We start from the raw sequence: 19,299 nt of genomic DNA, 5'->3' as shown, positions 1-19,299 counted from the left end.
ATGATCAGGACTGGAAAATCGTTTTCATAAAAGCCGTATTTGCGCTGAAATTACCTTTCACATCCCTCGGCCTGGACGCATCGCGCGAGCGCTCGATCACGAGCCAGCCTTTCCAACCCATTTTGTCGAGCGTGGTTTTGACCTTCTTCATATCCAACCTCGTATTATTTTCAAGCCAAACGCCATCTTCGTCGGTGCAATGGATCTGGCAAATGCGGTTTTTCCCTAAAATCCGCAGCTCCTCGCAAAGGTCCCGGCCTTCTTTGAGTGGATTCGAAAAGTTGAAGTAGATCTGGATGGATTTAGAACCGATTTCCCTTAACAGCTCCACCTCCCCTTTTGCGTCCAACGCGGTCTCGATCCCGATGACCACACCCGCCTTTTCAGCCATTTTACCAACCGTTTTGAGCCTTTCTACGATCACTGGTCGCAATTCCGGATTTTTGACCAGATCTCCCTGAATACCCAGCGGTAAAAAAGCCGTCCTGACGTTCATCTGTTTCATCGTCTCGATGCAATCGCCCACCATCTTTTCGACGCCATCGCGTTTGGCAAACGACTGGGCATAAAAGCCGGTCATCGCCAGTGAGCATATTTCGAGGTTCAATTCCTTTGCTTTGTCGAGATATTGCTGGCGCACAGCCGGGTCCGAAAGCTTGTTGTCAAAAGTCGGCCGGTCACCCAGGCCGCCCATGTCTACCTCCAGGCCGTCTGCGCCGATTTCACCGGCAAGGGGTAATGCGCTCAATTTCTGGCGTTTCAGTATCATCAAGTCGATCACGGCAATCTTATAGCGCGATTTTTTCGACATACCGGGCATTTCAGCCGCCCACGACGAGAGCGGCAATGCCGCCAATCCTGCCGCACATGCATTCAGGAAGTTTCTTCTTTTCATTGGTTCAAAATCAAATAGGCCACTGCTCTTCTACGATCGCCTTTCCTCTCAGCTTCGAGGGATCAATTTTAACGTGCTTGATACGCTGGCGACGCCAGGTGTATACAATATGGACCATCCCGTCGGCAGTCTGGATCACCGACGGATACGAATACTGGCTGATCGGGGAATCCTCCAAAACCAGCACCGCCTCCCAACTTTTCCCATCTTTGGAAACGGCGACATTCAGCGGCGTGCGCGGGCCTTTCGGCTGGCCAGCCGGCGGTTTCACATGGTTATAAACCAGCAGTTGCCGACCGTCTTTCAAAGTCACGGCATCGGTTCCCGAGTTGTTATTGGGCAAAGCCGACAGTGCCACCTCCGACCACGTCTTACCGCCATCTTTCGACCACGACTCGACGATCGAGCGACTTTGGCTGCGGCAAAGGATCTGCATATCGCCATTTACGTAAGTGAGCAGGCTCGGCTGAATGGCTTTGATCGTTTTGCCATCGTTCAGAGGCCCTACCTTCCGCCAGGTTTTTCCAAAATCGGGCGTCACCTCGAAATGCAGCCGCCAGCCACCCTCGCCCTCAGTACTGGACGGGCACCAGAGCTCGCCGTTTGACAGCAGCACGGGTTTGTTTTTAACAGGCCCCAAAAATCCCTCCTGCAATTCTTTTGGTTTCGACCAGCTTTTGCCATTGTCTTTGGAAGTGATCAAAAAGCCTTTCCAGCCGGCCACATTAGGCCCTACTTTGTAAAAAAGCATCAGTTCGCCCTTTGGTATCTGATACAAAACCGGATTCCAGCAAGCATAGCGCAGCTTTTCATTCACAATGCCGTTCGCAACTTCCACCGGCGGCGTCCATTTGTCGTTTTCTAAACGGCTTATCCAAATGCCTACATCCGGGTTCCGCTCTTTTGTGCCTCCGAACCAGGCCGCAACGAGGCCCGCGGGCGTTTCGGCGATGGTCGATGCGTGGCTTTCGGGGAACGGGGCGGTTTCGAAAATGAATTCATCCACCGAAATGCCCTCCTTGAAATTCTGAGCATTTACCGATAGTGCCAACGCACAGAATGCGCCGCCTAACAGCCATTTTTTTAATATTTTTCGCATTGTCAGATTGAAATTCATGCGGTGACGCAGGGTTATGGGTTAATTAAAATTCTTGAAATCCTGTCGGCTGAGCCTGCTTTTTTGCCATTTACATAAACCTGTAAGCCTCTGCCTTTTTTGTAATGCGTCCCGTCGCGGTCCCAGAGAATGGTAAGTCGCTTTCCGTGGTAATGCACGTCGTCGAGGCAAAACCAGTCCCATTTATTTTCCGGAATGAGCGGATTCACCTCGATCACCTCATCCGCACGCGGGCGCAGCCCCACGAGGCCGGTGATGATCAGGTCATTAAATGTCGAATGGTTGTAGTAGCGGCTGCGCTCCTGATCGCCTTTGAGCCAGTAACCGGTTTTTTCATCCAGGTACTCGCCAATGTAGGGCTTGCCACGATAGTACTGCGATTCCACATACTTTTCGAGTAATCCGAAATACGTCGTGTCCGCCACCACCTCCGGCTTGGGTGCATTAAGGCGGTTGGCGAGGCCCGTCAATGTCTGCGCTGTCGCAAACGGCCAAACGGCTCCGTCCCATTCGCACTGGCAGCAACCGTGCGTGCGGAAACCGGGATGTCTGCGCTCAGCGGTAGTGAGGCCAAATGGCGCATTAAAACCCGTCTGATCGGAAACTTGCTTCCAGGCCGCGTCGTGCTTTTCATCGGGTAAATTGAAATACCACGGAATAAACCCGATCGCCTCGCGCACACCTGCAAAAGGCCCTTTGCCCCGCTTCTTTACCGTTTCGAAAAAAGCACTGTCGGCATTCCATAACTTACTATCGATCAATCGCTTCAATGTATCGGCTTTACTTTCATAAAGCCCGGCCAGCGCCTGGTCGCCCTTCAATGCGGCAATAGCCGACAGCGCTTTGGCATTACCATACATATAACTGTTGATCGTCGGCCGTGCATGCTGTTCCCTGCGGCCGCCGCTCAGCGATTCTTCCATCCCATCCTTCACGTCGGTCTGCCAGAAGAGCCCGCTTTCGGTGCGGCGGTCTTTCTCCCAGGCTTTGTACTCCGAATTCAGATCGGGCAGCATATCGAGCAGGAAAGCCTTGTCTTGCGTCACTTTGTAGCGGTTATACAACGCGTCGGCCGTCCAGCTGCTGAAATTGAGCAGCTTTTTCATACGCGCGCCATCGTTACCGCGGAACCATACATGCACATTATCGTTCAGATAGCGCTGATCGTGCAGCCAACGGCCTTCGTAAATGTGATGGCCGAGGGCGCAACTGATCATGTTGTATTTATCTGCATAACTCCTGTCCACGAGAAATTCAGTGATCACAAAGCCTTGCGGCGTGTTATGAATGTGCTTGCGATAGGTCCACCAGCGGTAGTAATAGATCTCGCGAAAATTATCCTGCGGACAATCGAACAGTGGGATATTGGCCTTCATCCACTCCCAGGACTGCGCATTCGGGATCGCATTCACCTTATTTTCATCCTCCATCCGGTTGAAATAGGTCACGTGATGGCGGTAATCCTCTGCTTTCAAAATCGCCGGTCCTGCCGTTTTTCGCGCGCAACCTGTCAGGCCCAACAGGGCTATGCCAATTAATCCAAAACCAATTTTTAAATACCTCATTACTTTTTCGAAAACCAATAGATCACAGGATCCGCCTCTCTGGAAACGAGCGAAACCACTTTTCCTCCTTTTACTTTTTCCGGTTTGCCAACGACAGCGCCCGTTCGCGCATTGATCCGCTGCAATTGATAATTACCACTAAAATCCGTCAGATCCGCTTGCAAAGCCGCATTACCCTCCTGATAAATCACAACTCCCCGGCCTGCTTTGGACAAAACATACTGTCCATTCGATTCGGAAGGCTCCATTTCCGGCACCGCTTCCAGAAACGCCTTAGGCAAAGCCGGCACCGCGCTCACCGAGCCACCCGCCAGCAACACCGCCCAGGCATTTTGCGCTGCGCCATTGGCATTGTAAAGCACAGCCTTTTCAGGATATTTATTTTTGTATTCTAAAACAGCGTTGTACACGGAGCCGAATGACACTTTGCCTACCTTCTGAATGCGTGCATGCTGGCGAGGTGCCAGGCTTTTGCCGCCTTCCGGCGCGTAATCCGTGCCATTTTCGCGACGGTGCCAGTAACGGATGTCAATCACATCAATCAATGCGGCATATTTCGGATCGGCCAGAATAGCATCCTGCACATCTTTGGTCGTACTCAATGCTACCCAAGCATTTTTGCCCTTCTCCCGCTCCCATTCGCCGATCACATCCAGCCAGAACTGCACAAAATGCAGCGGCCCCGTATACTCGGCACTTATAAACTGAATGACGCCGCTTTGCCCGGTGAAATTGTCGAGGCACTGGCGAATGTAGGCCGTATGCAGCGCTTTTCGCTCCGGAATACTAATGTCGTAAAACTGATCCGCGATGAAAATGCGCTTGTCTCCGGCATAAGGCGGCGGCTCGGGAAAACCGGTTTGGTTGATATTATTGGCCGTCCGCCACGGGAAATCCGCGTAATGCGCGCCGGCTTCGAGGATATTATGCTGGAAATAATTTTGATGGTACAACAAAAGCCCTTTCTGGTCGGCCAGCGTCACGAACTCGCGCAAGCGATTCCAGTACCATTCATTATAATGCTGTAAATCGTATTTGCTGAGATCATCCCAGGCGGCTTCTTTTCCGCTTCTCGCAAATGGCTGCTCGTAAAACGGCGGCCAGGTTTCCCCGTCGATGCGGCGAATGCGCTCGTGATCGTCTCGGCGGCGGTCGTACCAAAGGCCGTAGTTATGATCCACCACGGCAACATGCTGCGCTTGGAGCAAATCGGTCATCATTTGCAGGTCGTCGGTAAATCCCTTGCCCACCCGCCCGGGTACGTAGCGGGTAATGTGAGGCTGGGCTGCATTTACATCGTGCGGACGGATGCTACCCCGCCACCAGGGTACCTCGTGCCGGGCGCCGGTTACCAGCTCATTTCCACGCACCAGTCGACCGTTGCGAATCGTCAATGCAGCTAATGGGGTAGTGTTTTTTGTTTTGATAAAGCCAATTTCATCAATGGATCTGACCGTCCCGCCAGCCGCTGTAATGGGATTGCGTTGTGCCGCCTGATCGATCCAGTCCGGCAACAAAATGGCTGGCTGATGCGAACCTGCTACCAGTGCGGCCGCCTGTTCAAGGCTCGGACTGCTGGATGCTTCTGTTTCTTTGGGGACCAAAAACGATTTGGCCAAAACCCGCTTGCCCAGGCGCTCACCTAGCTGTGCGTAATACAAGCTTCGTGGCTGGATATGCTCATTCACATTTTCCCAAAAACCGTCGCCCTCAAATGCCGCCCATGCCCCGAATGCAAAGTTCTGCGCTCCCGGCGGTGCGAAATTCTCGATCCGGGAGGCCGCGCATTGCCAGAATACCGAGTTAGCGGCCGTCCACCCGGCCCCCTGCCCATCCTGTCCCCGGTTTTTGAAACTCAATGCATTTCCGTCCACATTCACGATGTCAAACAACACACCCGAAGCCCAGCTATCAATCGGCCCGCTGAATCCGTTTGGTAACCGCGATTCGCACTGGACAAATGCATTCGGACCGGGTGCACAATAGCCCGTCGCGAAATCATGCATACCATTTTCGGCATAGCAACGCTGAAAAAGCGTCTGCCCGCCTTGCGTAAAAAAAGTGTTCCTGCGCTGCCCGGCGATCTCGGAAACCGGCGCCAGCGACTTGCAATCCTCGACGGTGACCTTGGAAGCAGATTCATAAACCGCCACCGCCGAACCCGCCAGATACCGGAACGTGACCTGCCTCACCCAGGCATTTTCAATATTTTCGAAGGTAATACCCATCCAGCGATGGTTCTCGTCTTTCGGGTTATTTGGGTTAAATGTCGATTCAATGCGGATGTTTTCAACTCCAACATGACTAATGCGGCCTGCCCATTGATAAGGGACTACAAACCCGCCGCCAATTTGGGCATCCAGCGCCGTGGTGATGGGCGCGTCGATGGTAATGTTGTTCCCCGAGATAGCCGTTACAGTTCTGTCCCACGTAATATCGCGCTGCCCGGGTTTCCAGCCCAGCCAGCCCGTTTCGCCTCCAAATTCCTCCATTCCCAGGCTTTTGATCCATTCAGCCGTAGAAGGCCGCACGACGCGAATGCGGTCGCCCACTTTCAGGGAGCCTGCATTTTCGACTTCAAAACGCATTGCATTTACAGGCACATAAGCGTCGGTAACACGCAGTTTAGGTTTTAATACCACATTATCTCCTCCAAAAACACGCACCACCGTCTCCCGCGTGCGCCCGTCACCGAGCAGCACAGTTCCATTCTCCCCCATTCCAGCCCCACGTATAACAACACCCGACTTCTTCATCACCACACCTGACAAAACCTTGTGCACGCCGGCGCCCAGCAGCACCGCGCCCCGAAGCCCTTTCGCATCTAAAGGCAGGTTACCGACATAATCGATCGCCGCCTGAATGCGGGCCGTCGCGTCGCCCTCACGGGCAGGTACGGTAACGCGAATAGGCGCATCCGGGATCTCGTGAGCGCCGGCCATATAGCCCGCATACGAGAAATCGACAATGCGGTTGCCGAGCGAATCGGGTGCATAGGCGAGCCGCCCGTCCTCTGCCAGAGCCACCGGTGATGCCTTTTTTTGTTTCCTTTGCCCAAAAACACCGGGTACCAAAAGAAAATACAATCCTGCCAGAGACAGGATCGTATCGAATTTCATCACCTTAACCAAGTATCTCAGTCTGTCCAAAGCAATCCTATTTTTGGCCCGGAGCTCCTTTTAATGAAGCCAGGGTATCGTGGTTGTTTTTAGGGTTTTTCCAATCCGTTTTCTTCTTCGGATCGATGCCGTTGATGAACTTCTCAATGTTCGAATAACCGTCGCCGCTCATGTCTTTCCGGGCATCCGAAGGGTCTTTCGGGTTCAAACCGTATTTGGTTTCCCAGTCATTAGGCATACCGTCGTCGTCCGAATCAGGGTAAGGCATTCCTTTGTACTCGGGATAGCCTCCCACCTGCGAAATGTCGGTGATAATCCCATTTTTATAGGAATCGATCGGCAGGCGGCGGTGCTCGAACTGCTTCTCCGGCAATTTTACGTTATCCAGCGGATTGATCTTTCCTGTACGTACCTGTGTGGTCACACGAGCGTCCACGGGATCGCGGCGGGGGAGCGTGGCGCCTGCATTCGCGATCACGTAATCGAACGACTCTTTGGCGCTCATGATCGGGAACTGGGGCATTGGAAGCGGCTCGTGCCATCTGATATTGTCGGTGTATTTGCCGGCATTCGGAAGCTCTTCTACCTGCACGCCGCCGTCCCAGTTGTTTTTGGTGATCTTGTCGTAGCCCTCCATGATGTTCCCACTCACATAGGCACGGCCGTAAACCTGGTATTTCAACTTGCTGCGACCCGCTTCCGGTTTCAGTATCCGGTGTCCGACCGGTGAATCCTTCGGCGTTTCAGGTCCGGGTTTAAAGTAGTTGTTCACGATATTATACATCGCCCGGTAGTCGCCGCCGTCGATCGAGCGATGCACCCAGTTGAATACTACATTGTTTACAAAATTGAATATCCCGAACCAGCCGATCGACGGGTTACGGCCTGCATTATTGGCCCACAAATTGCGCATGAACGTGCAATTCTCACCGCCCAGCGTGCTGCCGAAAGAGTGGTTCCAGGTGTCGAGCGTCTCTGAAAAAATCGAGTTCTGGATGGTAATGTTGACGGTCGGCAACTTCTGTTCCTGAATGCCCGTGCTGTCGTTGTACATATGCCGGTACATCGACATGTTTTCGTCCAGCCCCCAGCTCGCCGACACGTGGTCGATCATGATGTTGCCGATCGGGTTACCGCCGATCGAATCGTCGCGGCGGCCTACGAACGTCTCGCCCCGCCGGAACCGCATATGCCGGATCACGACGTCATGCGTATTGATCCACACACTCTCGCCCGCCACGCAAACACCGTCGCCCGGCGCCGTCTGCCCCGCGATGGTGATGTAAGGTGCGCGGATAATGAGCGGCGTTTTCAAACGGATAATACCCGCCACGTTGAACACGATGATACGCGCTCCGCCCTTTTCGCAGGCATCGCGCAACGTTCCCGGCCCACTGTCTTCCAAACTTTTCACCACATAAACCTGGCCCCCGCGCCCGCCAAAACTGAATGCGCCACCGCCCTCGGCACCCGGGAATGCAGGGATATCGGACTGCGGCAGATCCACAGGACGAGCCGCCCAGGGAATATATGGCTTGCCTTTTTTGGCTTCCGCTTCAATGATCGGCAAAGCCTTCTGCCATGCGATCTCCGACTTGCGCTCAGCTTCTGCCAGGAGTGAATCGCTCGTTTTCTTAGCCGCAGCAGGGATTTTCGGGTACTGTGCGAACGCTGCCGAACCGAGTAGCAGGCTGGCAATGCCTAGTTGGAGTGAAAGTTTTGGGATTGATATCATTTTATAGTCTAACCGTTAAAATTGATCAAGAACTTAACTATTTTCTTATGGAAGGCTTATCACCCTGAGCGCCTTTTGTCACCCTGAGCGGACCGGGCCGCCGGGCGTGTAGAAGGGCATGCACGATGTCACCGTATGGACTGTCTTCGACTGCGCTCAGACTGACATTTTACATCTTCTCACACCGACATTGAACATCATTTCAACGGATCAAACGTACCGGATGGCCAGCCTATGTTCTGTTCGAGCTTCGGATTGTTGGTCAATGCTTGCTGCGGGATCGCGAAGAAGTAATACTCCGGCTTCCAGTTTACCAGGTATTTGGTATCCAGCTTTTTAGGCACAATTTCCAGGTAGTTTTTGTAAACAGAATCCAGGTTCATGCCATCGCGTTTCACCGCAAAATCGTTAGGGGCAGATGCTTTCAGGTTGATCGTCACCCCGTTGCGGCTTTTGCCATTCAGTACTGTTTCAAATTTCTTCCAGCGGCGCAGATCATAAAAACGCTTCCCTTCGAATGCGAGCTCTACCTGTCTTTCATGCAAAATAGCTTCAAACATTTCAGCACGCGACATTTTGGGGTTCAAGCCATAATTATCATCCGCACCCGGCTCGATACCCGCCCGTTTGCGAAGCTCGGTCAGTTGTGCATATGCCTCATCCAGCTTATTCACGCCGCAAGCGGCTTCCGCGAAATTGAGCATTACCTCGGCATAACGCATTTCGATCCAGTCGGTGCCGGCATTGGCAACTGCGCCCGGTGCGAGGTTCGGGTCGATGGCTTTGCGCACATAGAAACCGGTGGAAGTAGCCTTCTGCTCTACGGTTTTGTTGTTTACAAAATAGGTCCATAACCGGTAGTTCGGATTGCCGTTGATGGCCCAGGTAGCACCGTTGAATGCGATGGTCTGGTTGAAGCGCGGATCGCGGTTTTTATAGAAAAGCTGCGCATCGTAGCCGGAGCCTTTTTCTTCGATGTTCTTGCCGCTTTTCATCGGGAATGCTTGTACAATTTCCCAGGTAGGCTGGTTGGAACCGCCGGCAGTACCGAGGTAAGAAGGCCGCGTATTGTTATCCCAGGTCATATTCTTGTTGATCTGGTCGCCTACCTTATTATTATAGCAGGTTACCCAAACGGCCTCGGGATTATTCACTTCCTGGAACCACAGATCGCTGAAACTGCTGTGGAGCTTGAAACCGTTAGCGGAAAGCAGTTCGATCGCCTTTTTGTTGGCATCATAAGCCGCCTGCCAGCGTTCGGCGAGGTCGCCGGGATTATGCTGCGGGCTGGCATAATGCAGGAGGATACGGCCTTTAAAACCTGCCGCGGCACAGCTCGTGATACGCCCCCAGTCGTTGGTATTGCCCCAACGCCCCGGCAGGTTGGCAATGCTGTAATCGAGATCTTTCACGATCAGCGCGACGCTCTCGGAAGTACTGCTGCGCGGGATGGCGGCTGCTTCCTTGGCCTCCTCGCCTACGCCTTCGAGTGGTTCAAGCACCATGGGAACGCCACCATAAAGTTGCACAAGGTCCCAGTAACGGAATGCGCGGAAGAACGTCACCTGCGCCATCAGGCGCTTTTTGGCATCCTCACTCAAACCGCCGTTCGGTAACTTGGCCAAAAACTGGTTGATCGAGCGGAGTTTACCATAATTGTTGGTCGCATTCACGCCTATCCCGAAATCCTGCACGGTATTAACCTGCACGGTGCCTTCGAAAAACCGCGACTCGCCACCGATTTCGTCGGTGCATTTCAAAAAATCGCCGCTGGGCCAGGTGGGCAGGTTTTGGTCATACACATAATCCACGTAGCCTTTTGCCAGCAGGGTATCGTTGAAAACCTGCTCCTCGTTGAATGCGGAAAGATCTGTTTTGTCCAGTATATTTTCGCAGCCAGTCAACGCAAGGCCAAGAAATGCTGCTATTATCCAATGCTTTTTCATCGCTGTACCGATTTTTAGAGTGTAAGGTTTAATCCCAATGACCACGTGCGCATCTGCGGGTACACGTTGTAGGCGCCCGACGCAGCCTTATAGTCGTATGGATTGAAGAAGGTGACCGGGTTCATACCTACTCCAATGATTTTCGCAGAGCTGATCCCCAGCCTTTTCGCGACGCTCTGGCTCAGCTGGTACGATACATTGAGGCTGCGCATGTTGAATGCAAATGCATTGCGGAACCAGAATGACGACACCATGGTATACGTTTCTTCCCAGTAAGGGTCGGGATATTTCGCATTCGGGTTTTCCGGCGTGTAATGGTCTGCCCAGAAAACGGGGCGGGAAACGTCTTTGGCCGCTTTCTTGCGCGCATCGCCATCCACAATGCCCTGCCCGCCGAAAGAACCGGCAGTCACGACATCCACTTTAAATCCTTTAAACCCGAATCCGAACGAAAGACCAAATGTGTAATGGTTGTTCTCCTTTTTCGTCAGGTACTCCTGGTCGTCCTCGGTGATCTTGCCATCCGGTGCCGCATAGCTGCCATCGGTCTGGCGCGGGCCTCGGATATCCTGGTAATAAAGCATCCCCGGCTTCGGCGCGTAACCCATAATCGTGTAATCCGGGTTCTTTTCGAGATAGCGGTCGACATCCTCCTGCGAGCGGAACATGCCCAGGTAGCGGTAACCCTGCAACCCGCGGTCGCTGGACCGGCCCGTTGGGTCCTGCCAGCTACCACGGTTGGTGGTGGCCACATCCACGAGGATGTTCTTATTGTCGCTCCATGCCAGGAATGCGCCAATGTTGTAATCGATGTTCTTGCCGATACGGTCGCTCCAACCCGTTGCAAATTCCAGACCGAACGAGTTAACCGTCTCAAAGTTCTCGGCCGGCATCACCGAACCGATCGTCAGCGGTACGGATGAAGCTAGCGTCGTCAGAAGGTTATAACCGTGGTCGTGATAGGCATCGATGGTCGTCGACAAGCGGTTATTCAGGAAAGATGCGTCGATACCGACGTTCTTCTTGGTAACATCATCCCAGCGACCGTAGTAATTCGGCAGTTTTTCGAGTTTGATACCCACCATGCGGTCGCTGTTGCCGCCGAACACGGCTCCATTGGAAGCCTGGGGCGTGTAGCGTTGCAGCCATTGCCAGGCGGCTGTGCGGTCGCCGCCGAGGAAACCTATCGACGCGCGCAGTTTCAGGTTGTTGATGAAAGGTAATTTTTCACGAAAAAAACGCTCTTCGGACATCACCCACCCTGCCGAAAGCTGCGGGAATGTACCCCAGCGGTATTCAGGCGCGAACTTCGTGGAAGCATCGCGGCGGAACGAGACCTCAAACAGGTATCGGTCGGCGAAGGAGTAGTTCAAACGCCCCACATAGGAAAGGATACCGCTTTCATTGGCCGCATTCGGACCGATGTCTTTGGCACCAAATGCTGACATCAGGTAATCGTTGCCGCCTTCGAAAATACCTTCCTTCATCGTGGCAATGCTTTCGGTATAAATTTCCGACTGCTCCACCAGCGCCAGCGCACTCACCGAATGCCTTCCGAAATCCCGCGCATAGCTCAGGTTGAAGTTGAGCTGATAACCATCGGTATAGCCGGGGTTGAAGCGCAAGCGGTCGCCGTTGTTGAGGCGGGTAGGCACATTGGGCGTACCGCCGTAGATGTGCTTGTTTTCCCCCAGCATCGAGAAACCGTACACCTTATAATAGGTACCGAACTGCTTTCCCCAATCGTTGCCGAGGTTTTTGTTGTACACCGTGCGGAGTTTCAGGCCGCGGATGAACGGCACATTATATTCCAGGTAAGCATTCACATTCAACACCACATTGCGGGCACGGGTATAGTTGTTCAGCTTTTGCGCTTCGAAGAAATGAAAGCCTGATGAAGCAGAGCCCCCCGGCAGTAATACCGGCAGACCATCCACATAAGGCGGGATGAATTGCGGCGTGTTGAGCAGGTTCGTCACGTCTTTTTCCACGTTCTCGCCACCTTGTTTAAGGTAGAATAACTTGTTGTCGGACAGGTTACCGCTCACACCCAGACCCACTTTAATATGCTTCGTCACATTCACGTCAGTACTGGCGCGGAAGTTCCATTTCTTGTAGCTGATATTATCGACATTCCCATTCTGGGCGAAATAGGTAGCGCCCGCAAAGAAGGTCGCCCGTTCGGTACCGCCACTGATATTCACCGCGTGGCGGGTATTCAGCGACGGTTTCCAGGCCATATCGAACCAGTTGTTATTGTTGTTTTTGAAATATTCCAGCTCGTCGGGCGAGTAGTACTCAGGGTCGTTGGCTGCAAGGCCGCGGCTGCGGTTGAAGTCGTTCAGATAGGTCGCCAGCTGGACGCCGTTCATCATTTTCGATTTATACGAAGCGTCCGAAACGCCCACGGTCGTGGTATAACTTACCGTCGGCTTGCCCGCCTTTCCGCGTTTTGTACGCACTACCACTACCCCTAATGCGGCACGCGCGCCATAGACTGCGGCCGCGCCATCTTTCAGTACCGACAGGTTTTCGATCTCGGAAGCGTCCAGCAACTGGAAATCTGCTTCGGAACGGATCACGTCGTCGATAATGAAGAGCGGAGAGTTGCTGCCGCCGTCTTTGGAGGCTTTCGTAGGATTACGGATTACAATAGACGCAGGTGTGCCCGGCCTCGCGGTACCGCCGGAAATGTTGACGCCCGGCAGCTTACCCGCCAATGCGGAAGAAATGTCCCCGACCGGCAGCTCGTCCAGCTCCTTCATTTTGACCGTCGCGACGGCGCCCGTGAGATGCGAGCGCTTCTGCTCGCCATAACCCACTACTACCACATCTTCGAGTGCTTTCACATCCGGTTCGAGCACCACCGTGAGCGAACCACGGTTGGCAACATCGATCGTCTGCTTTACAAATCCGACATAGCTGATAATCACGTTAGCTCCGCTTTCCGGCACATTCAATGTAAATTTCCCCTCGACATCGGTAGCCGTTCCCGAATTGGTGCCCGAAATAAGGATCGAAACCCCTGGCATCGGTTCCTTCGAAACGCCATCGATCACAACCCCTTTCAGTGCGCGGTTCTGCGCCTGCACGGCCAAAGCCGCCAGCAGCAGGGTGAAGATGAGTAGAAGTGGTTTTCTCATGTAATTGAGTCATTTAGAATATAACTATTTCAAGACAATCGCTGGCTTTCATTGATAAAGTCCAATTGAAACCACGATCAAGTCTATTTGACCCCTTCGATTCTCCCAAACATTTTGCGAGATTTATTTCTGCACACGATACCGGGAACGTTTGCAGTGGGTAGTACAATTTCTACTCAACCCCACGTTAGTGTAGGACCGACACATTTACGATTATTTTCTTTTAGCAAAAAATTGCAAAACAATCGAAGCATTTATTGCACTATTCAAATATGTTATTCGAATAATAAACCTCCTCTTCGTAACAGTTTGAAAGCGACACTGAGTGGTTCTCAGAAGACGAATAGCTTATCAAGAATCGGTATAAATCCAAATTTCTACCCCCATGGCACAAAAAGCACGCAAGCCATTGAATCCATCCCGGAAGCTGTGTATGTTTGAATGTGCGCTATTTAGACGGGGTTATGGTGAAGCAAAAAGTTTATCGGAAACACATACAACTTACTGACTATCAAATTAAAAGACTTTACGAACTCAGCGAGTTCGACGGAGTCGATCCGGCGGAGCACGCCATGCGGGCTATCGACGCTTACCTGAAAAGCAAAAAGACGGACGTGCCGGTAAAGAGCCAGGCGCAGATCCGCACAAAAGTAAAAGATCAAAGCAGCGATCCGCAGATCGAAGGGGCAGTATGGCTTTCGGGAACTGTAAACCAATATGAGTTTTCGGCCCTGATCCTGAAAACACCAGCCAAAACGGCTATGGAGAAAGGCCGTATTTCGAAACTATCTATCTGGGACCCGGCGGTAAGAAAAGCTACGAACAACTTCATCGGTGCTTGCATCGTCAACTACGACCGCGGCTGGGACATCCGCCCGAGCCGCCGGGCTGAAATCTACTACCATCCCGTAAAGGCATTGCTCGACGAATTTATCGCCGCGCATTGACGAGACGACAGGGCTGTCCGACCGGAAAATAAGAAGCTGATTTACAAATCGCTACGAGCGACCCGGGCTGATTAATTTCGCGGTATGAAAACAATCACACTCGCGAGCTGGTGCCTTCTGGGCCTCTATACCGTGCTCCTGCTTGGACTGCTGCTGTTCGGCCGGTCCGGTTCCATGGACGACCGCATGGCCAGGGGGTATATAATGATGCTATTTGTACCATTGTTCATTCTGGCGGGCATTAACCTGTTGCCGTTCCAGTTTACACGCATCATGGTACTCGTGCTGTGCGTTGCACCGGTAGTGATGGCGGTGTTTATGCTAATCGCTAGTCCGATTGTCAGCAAATGGCGGGAAGCTACATGGGCGCGCGAAGATGCGGCATTCGCAGACGGTTCCTATTATTTCAAAGACGAGGCCATGCAAAAACTTGCGGCCGACATCGTAGCGCTCGATGCGGAAAAGCTGCGTGCCGATCTGGCCCAATCCATACCCGACCTCAACAAAGCCGGCCGGGAACAAACCACGTTGTTCGATCTCGCAGTACAGCAAGGCCTCGAAGCCGATCCTGCGAAACTCATCGAAATTTTTGAAATACTCATTCAGAAGGGCGCAAAGATCGATAATGGCGATCCGGCACACACGCCTACACATTTCCGCTCGCTCGAATACTCGCCAGTGCTGCTGAAATGGTTCCTTGACCACGGTGCCGACCCAAAAGCGCTCGAAGCCGGTACCCGCTACCCGCTCCTGTACCTGGCCGTATGCGGCGAAAATTCGGAACCGGCCCGGCCTGCCAAAACGGAACGGGTTCGTATGCTGCTCGAACGCGGCGCCGACCCCAATGCTAAGGTTCCAGGGCAGGAAGGTGTATCAAACGGCACGGCAATCCTGACTCAAGCTGCCGACTACGAGCTGTGGACGATCTGCGAACTGCTGCTCGACCACGGCGCCGACCTGCATTATGCCACGGCTGGCGGCTGGACGGCGACGTCGGAAGTAAAACAAAGCCTGGAAAAGTATGCGCTGCTGGGCCAGGTTCCGCCGGAGGACCTCATAAAATTCGCAAAGCGCCTCAATTTGCCCGTAGCATCAGATACGCCACAATGAATGCAATAATCGCCGCAATCGGCCCCAATACAAAAGCGGCCGTCATAGTCGCCTCCATGGACCTGTCGTGCGTGTTGGAAGACAATTTTGTAATCAAAAAATAACCACCCACAGCCGCGATCAGATAAGCTGCAACGGCGATGAGCAGAGATAGCAGGAAGATTTTCATGCAGAGGAAGTCTAGGTTATCCGGGACCCGGCACCTAAATTTACTAATCCACCCGCTATTCCGCACTCAAAAAATGGTACAACCGGACGACTTTTTATTTGCCGACGTTGAAAAGGTTAAACAAATACCTATTGTTCAAACCGTGTTAGAGGTAATCTGTCGCTCGACAGGCATGGGCTTCGCAGCAGTGGCCCGTGTGACGGAAGACCGCTGGATCGCCTGCAGCGTGCAGGACGAGATCGATTTCGGGCTAAAACCGGGCGAGGAGCTGGAAATCGGCACGACGATCTGCAATGAAATCCGGGACAGCGGCCGGGCCGTCGTAATCGACCATGTCGATGAAAATGAATTTTACAGCGGGCATCCCACGCCCAGGATATATGGTTTCAAGAGCTATATTTCCCTGCCTATTATGCTGAAAAGCGGGGAATTTTTCGGGACCTTGTGCGCGATCGATCCCAGGCCCAACCAATTGCAGAACCCTCGGGTGATCGGGATGTTTCACCTGTTCGCGGAGTTACTTGCCTTTCACCTCGACAGCCTCTCGCTCATGGAACGCACGCGTACGGCCATGCACGACCTGGCTACCCAGTTGCTGATTTCGGACGATGAAAACAGGCAGTACCGCCATATTTCGAGCCATAATTTGCAGGAACCGCTCCGCAAGCTCCGGGTTTTCAGCGATATGCTCGTGAACGCCACGGACCGTTACGAGATCGAAAAGGCGAAAGAGCTGGCTGTGCGGATCCGCAGCAGCGCACAGCAGTTCTCGATGATGATCAAGGATTTGTCCGACTTTTCCGGACTGAACGACACCGGCGCATTTACCAACGTGGACCTGGGGCAGGTCGTGGCCGACGTAACCACGCAGCTGATACCGCAGATCGAACGCCGGAACATCACCGTAGAAACCGACCGGCTGCCGTCGATCATTGCCATACCCGATCAAATGGAGCAGCTGTTTTTCCAGCTGATCGATAATGCTGTCAAGTTTTGCGGGCATCGGGAACCGCCCCGCATCCGGATTTCCAGCCGCGTAATGGCGCTGCATGAAATCGACGATCTGCTGCCGGAACCACTTCAAATGGCTTATGCCGAGATCAGGGTGGAAGACAACGGTATCGGGATAGGTGATTCCCAGCTCGAAAAAGTATTCGACATATTCGCCCGTCTTCCGACCGGCTCTTTCAAGCAGGGCGAAGGCGTAGGGCTTGCGTATTGCCGTAAGATCGTGCGCAACCACAAGGGTATGATCAAGGCGGAAACCAACCCGGGAGTGGGCACGACATTTGTGATCACCCTGCCCATGTCCCGTTAACTACCGAAAAAATGAAAATAGCGACTTATAACGTCAATGGTGTAAATGGCCGCCTGCCTGTGCTGCTTCGCTGGCTGGATGAAACGGCGCCGGATATTGTTTGTTTACAGGAATTAAAAGCCCCTCAGGAGAAATTTCCCGAACAGGCCATCCTGGATGCCGGCTACAAAGCCATTTGGCACGGTCAGAAGAGCTGGAACGGCGTCGCCATACTCTCACGCGGAGACGTTCCCCGCGAAATCCGTCGCGCTCTGCCCGGAGACCCGGAAGACGTCCATAGCCGCTACATAGAGGCCGAAATCGGCGGACTGACGATCGCTGGCTTGTACCTCCCGAATGGCAATCCGGCCCCGGGGCCCAAGTTTGATTACAAACTTCGCTGGTTCGACCGCCTCATCACACACGCGGGAGAGCTTCTGGCAACCGGCAAACCTGTGCTGCTTACGGGCGACTTCAATGTAATGCCTACGGAACTCGACGTCTACAAGCCCGAAAGCTGGGTCGACGACGCGCTTTTCCGGCCCGAAACCCGTGCCGCATTTGCAAAACTGATCGCTCAGGGCTGGACCGACGCCATCAGGACATTGTATCCCAATGAAAAGATCTACACCTTCTGGGATTACTTCCGCAATGCATTCGCCCGCAATGCCGGCTTGCGCATCGACCATTTCCTGCTAAGCCCGCAACTGGCGCCACGGCTTACGACTGCGGGAGTCGACAAACAGGTGCGCGGCTGGGAAAAAACCAGCGATCACGCCCCTGTCTGGATTGAACTAAAAGACTAAACATAAAAACCTATGAAGACAATCGTTTACGCCTGCATGCTTGTCGACGCAGCGACTGCGCTGTTTCTCTTTTTTTCACTTTTCAGCAGCGGGCAGGATTCCGCTGGGAAGGGTATGATATTCCTTCCGATCCTTTTACTCATCGCATGCGCGGCGGGGGCGTATTTCCTGCTCGGGGCAGGGCATCCGGGCTGGGCACTCACAGTTAGCGGACTTCCGGTGATCATCATTGCATACCTGGCATTCATCAGTTTTACCTGAGGGATATATTAAAGACACCCCGGTGCGTAGATTATCACCCGTCCTGCTTTTTAGAATAGTACCTCAAAGCTCTCCCATGAATACGCTAACAGCCCGAATCCTGATACTACTAGCCACTTTTCCATATCTGGCTTATTCTCAGCAACCTAAAATATTCAAGGTAAAAGCGGGTGAGTATCCTGACAGGGTAATCCCCTATGCCGATCGCTATCAGTTTCCTCAGTTTACGACAGGAAAAGCTGAATTTATCGACGGTCGTACATCCCAAGCGCGCTTCAATTACAATTATATAGGCGGGCATATGCTGTTTGTAGATGCAAAACGGGATACCCTGGAAATCACCGATAAGGCAATCCTGAAAAACATTACGGTCGGCGATAAGTCCTACCGGTTCGACAAGCGTTTCGGGTATTGCGAGGTTGTCGGCATCTTTAATCGCGCCAGCCTGGGCAAACGCGAGGTACTGGCCAGGATCGGCACTGAAAAAGGCGGACCTTATGGCATTTCCTACACCGCCTCGTCCGTCACTACTTACCGCTCCTATTCCAGCGATCAGTCCGCAACCACCAAAAAGCTCACTCCGAATGCGGAAGGCGTATTCTCCTACCGTACGGCCAATTACCTCATCGATAACAACAACCGTTTTTACGTTCCCAGTCCCGGCAGCATCAAAAAACTATACCCTGCACATAAGAAACAGATTAGTCAATACCTGAAAGAACAACCAGTTGATTTTGGCAAGGAAAAGGACCTGCAGAGGCTGCTTGCCTATTGCGACAGTTTAGGGGAGTAGTTTACCGTCCGATCCTTCCTGATTTGTCGAATTTTAACTACCGGTTGATGATCTTCTCTTCCAACCGTCCCGGTGGCAAGGGAGGCTACGATCTCTACATGACCGGGCTGAAACTGGCATACTGAGACCACAAAAACGTACGACAAATACCAAAAATCTGCCGCCATTCCGCTTCCGGGGTGGCGGTTATTTTTTGGCTACATCGTTCTGCTATTCAGCATAGTCGAAATGATGAAATTATTTCACGAATAAGTACCACACATGTGGCTATTCTTTGTAGTAAAAATTCAATTTAACATTAGAAGTAATTTCTCGTATTATAAATTACGTATATTTCGACATGAACCGGACGATATCAGTTGAAACCATCCGTAATTCTCCTGACCCTGCCAGCCA

General features: G+C 52.7%; 14 protein-coding genes. 6 read left to right on the top strand and 8 right to left on the bottom strand.

The window, feature by feature from the left end; all coding sequences use genetic code 11:
- Window positions 1-4: 4 nt before the first annotated feature.
- The 7 genes from AAHB90_RS04640 to AAHB90_RS04610 form a co-directional block, all read right to left on the bottom strand.
- Entirely contained in the window at window positions 5-895 is an 891-nt protein-coding gene (locus tag AAHB90_RS04640; RefSeq protein WP_342083741.1) for a sugar phosphate isomerase/epimerase family protein, read from the bottom strand.
- 10 nt (window positions 896-905) lie between these two features.
- Window positions 906-1,994 carry a sialidase family protein gene (locus tag AAHB90_RS04635; protein ID WP_342083740.1) on the bottom strand — a complete coding sequence of 363 codons (1,089 nt, stop codon included), beginning with the start codon at window positions 1,992-1,994 and terminating at the stop codon, window positions 906-908.
- A gap of 32 nt (window positions 1,995-2,026) precedes the next feature.
- A complete protein-coding gene (locus AAHB90_RS04630) occupies window positions 2,027-3,577 on the bottom strand; it encodes an MGH1-like glycoside hydrolase domain-containing protein (protein WP_342083739.1) in 1,551 nt (516 codons plus the stop codon).
- Window positions 3,577-6,726, bottom strand: a complete 3,150-nt coding sequence (locus tag AAHB90_RS04625; RefSeq protein ID WP_342083738.1) for a DUF6298 domain-containing protein — start codon at window positions 6,724-6,726, stop codon at window positions 3,577-3,579. Before AAHB90_RS04625 ends, AAHB90_RS04630 begins: the two co-directional genes overlap by 1 nt.
- Window positions 6,727-6,733: 7 nt before the next feature.
- Complete coding sequence (locus AAHB90_RS04620; RefSeq protein WP_342083737.1) at window positions 6,734-8,431, bottom strand: pectate lyase family protein; 1,698 nt, start codon at window positions 8,429-8,431, stop codon at window positions 6,734-6,736.
- Window positions 8,432-8,628: 197 nt separating this feature from the next.
- A complete protein-coding gene (locus AAHB90_RS04615; protein WP_342083736.1) occupies window positions 8,629-10,377 on the bottom strand; it encodes a RagB/SusD family nutrient uptake outer membrane protein in 1,749 nt (582 codons plus the stop codon).
- A 14-nt stretch (window positions 10,378-10,391) separates the two neighbouring features.
- Entirely contained in the window at window positions 10,392-13,520 is a 3,129-nt protein-coding gene (locus tag AAHB90_RS04610; RefSeq protein ID WP_342083735.1) for a SusC/RagA family TonB-linked outer membrane protein, read from the bottom strand.
- A 464-nt stretch (window positions 13,521-13,984) separates the two neighbouring features.
- Between AAHB90_RS04610 and AAHB90_RS04605 the strand changes: the two genes are divergently transcribed.
- Window positions 13,985-14,467 (top strand): DUF7678 domain-containing protein, encoded by a 483-nt coding sequence (locus AAHB90_RS04605; protein WP_342083734.1) that lies wholly within the window; start codon window positions 13,985-13,987, stop codon window positions 14,465-14,467.
- Window positions 14,468-14,551: 84 nt separating this feature from the next.
- Window positions 14,552-15,577 carry an ankyrin repeat domain-containing protein gene (locus AAHB90_RS04600; protein WP_342083733.1) on the top strand — a complete coding sequence of 342 codons (1,026 nt, stop codon included), beginning with the start codon at window positions 14,552-14,554 and terminating at the stop codon, window positions 15,575-15,577.
- Here AAHB90_RS04600 and AAHB90_RS04595 read toward each other — a convergent pair.
- The gene (locus AAHB90_RS04595) at window positions 15,543-15,746 is read right to left on the bottom strand and encodes a hypothetical protein (protein ID WP_342083732.1); all 204 of its coding nucleotides are present in this window, start codon (window positions 15,744-15,746) and stop codon (window positions 15,543-15,545) included. The genes AAHB90_RS04600 and AAHB90_RS04595 overlap by 35 nt on opposite strands.
- 73 nt (window positions 15,747-15,819) lie before the next feature.
- On the opposite strand from AAHB90_RS04595, the gene AAHB90_RS04590 reads away from it, so the two are divergent.
- The 4 genes from AAHB90_RS04590 (at window position 15,820) to AAHB90_RS04575 (ending at window position 18,903) form a co-directional block, all read left to right on the top strand.
- Entirely contained in the window at window positions 15,820-17,064 is a 1,245-nt protein-coding gene (locus AAHB90_RS04590) for a sensor histidine kinase (protein ID WP_342083731.1), read from the top strand.
- 11 nt (window positions 17,065-17,075) lie between these two features.
- Window positions 17,076-17,849, top strand: a complete 774-nt coding sequence (xth, locus tag AAHB90_RS04585) for an exodeoxyribonuclease III (protein ID WP_342083730.1) — start codon at window positions 17,076-17,078, stop codon at window positions 17,847-17,849.
- Window positions 17,850-17,861: 12 nt separating this feature from the next.
- Window positions 17,862-18,110, top strand: coding sequence for a hypothetical protein (locus AAHB90_RS04580; RefSeq protein ID WP_342083729.1), 249 nt, complete (start codon window positions 17,862-17,864; stop codon window positions 18,108-18,110).
- A gap of 76 nt (window positions 18,111-18,186) precedes the next feature.
- Window positions 18,187-18,903, top strand: a complete 717-nt coding sequence (locus AAHB90_RS04575; protein WP_342083728.1) for a hypothetical protein — start codon at window positions 18,187-18,189, stop codon at window positions 18,901-18,903.
- The last annotated feature ends 396 nt before the right edge of the window (window positions 18,904-19,299 follow it).

It is taken from the genome of Dyadobacter sp. OTU695 (genome assembly GCF_038440355.1).
GTDB lineage: Bacteria > Bacteroidota > Bacteroidia > Cytophagales > Spirosomataceae > Dyadobacter.
The sequence above is the reverse complement of the archived record's forward strand: the minus strand, read 5'-3'. Positions and strand labels throughout refer to the sequence as shown.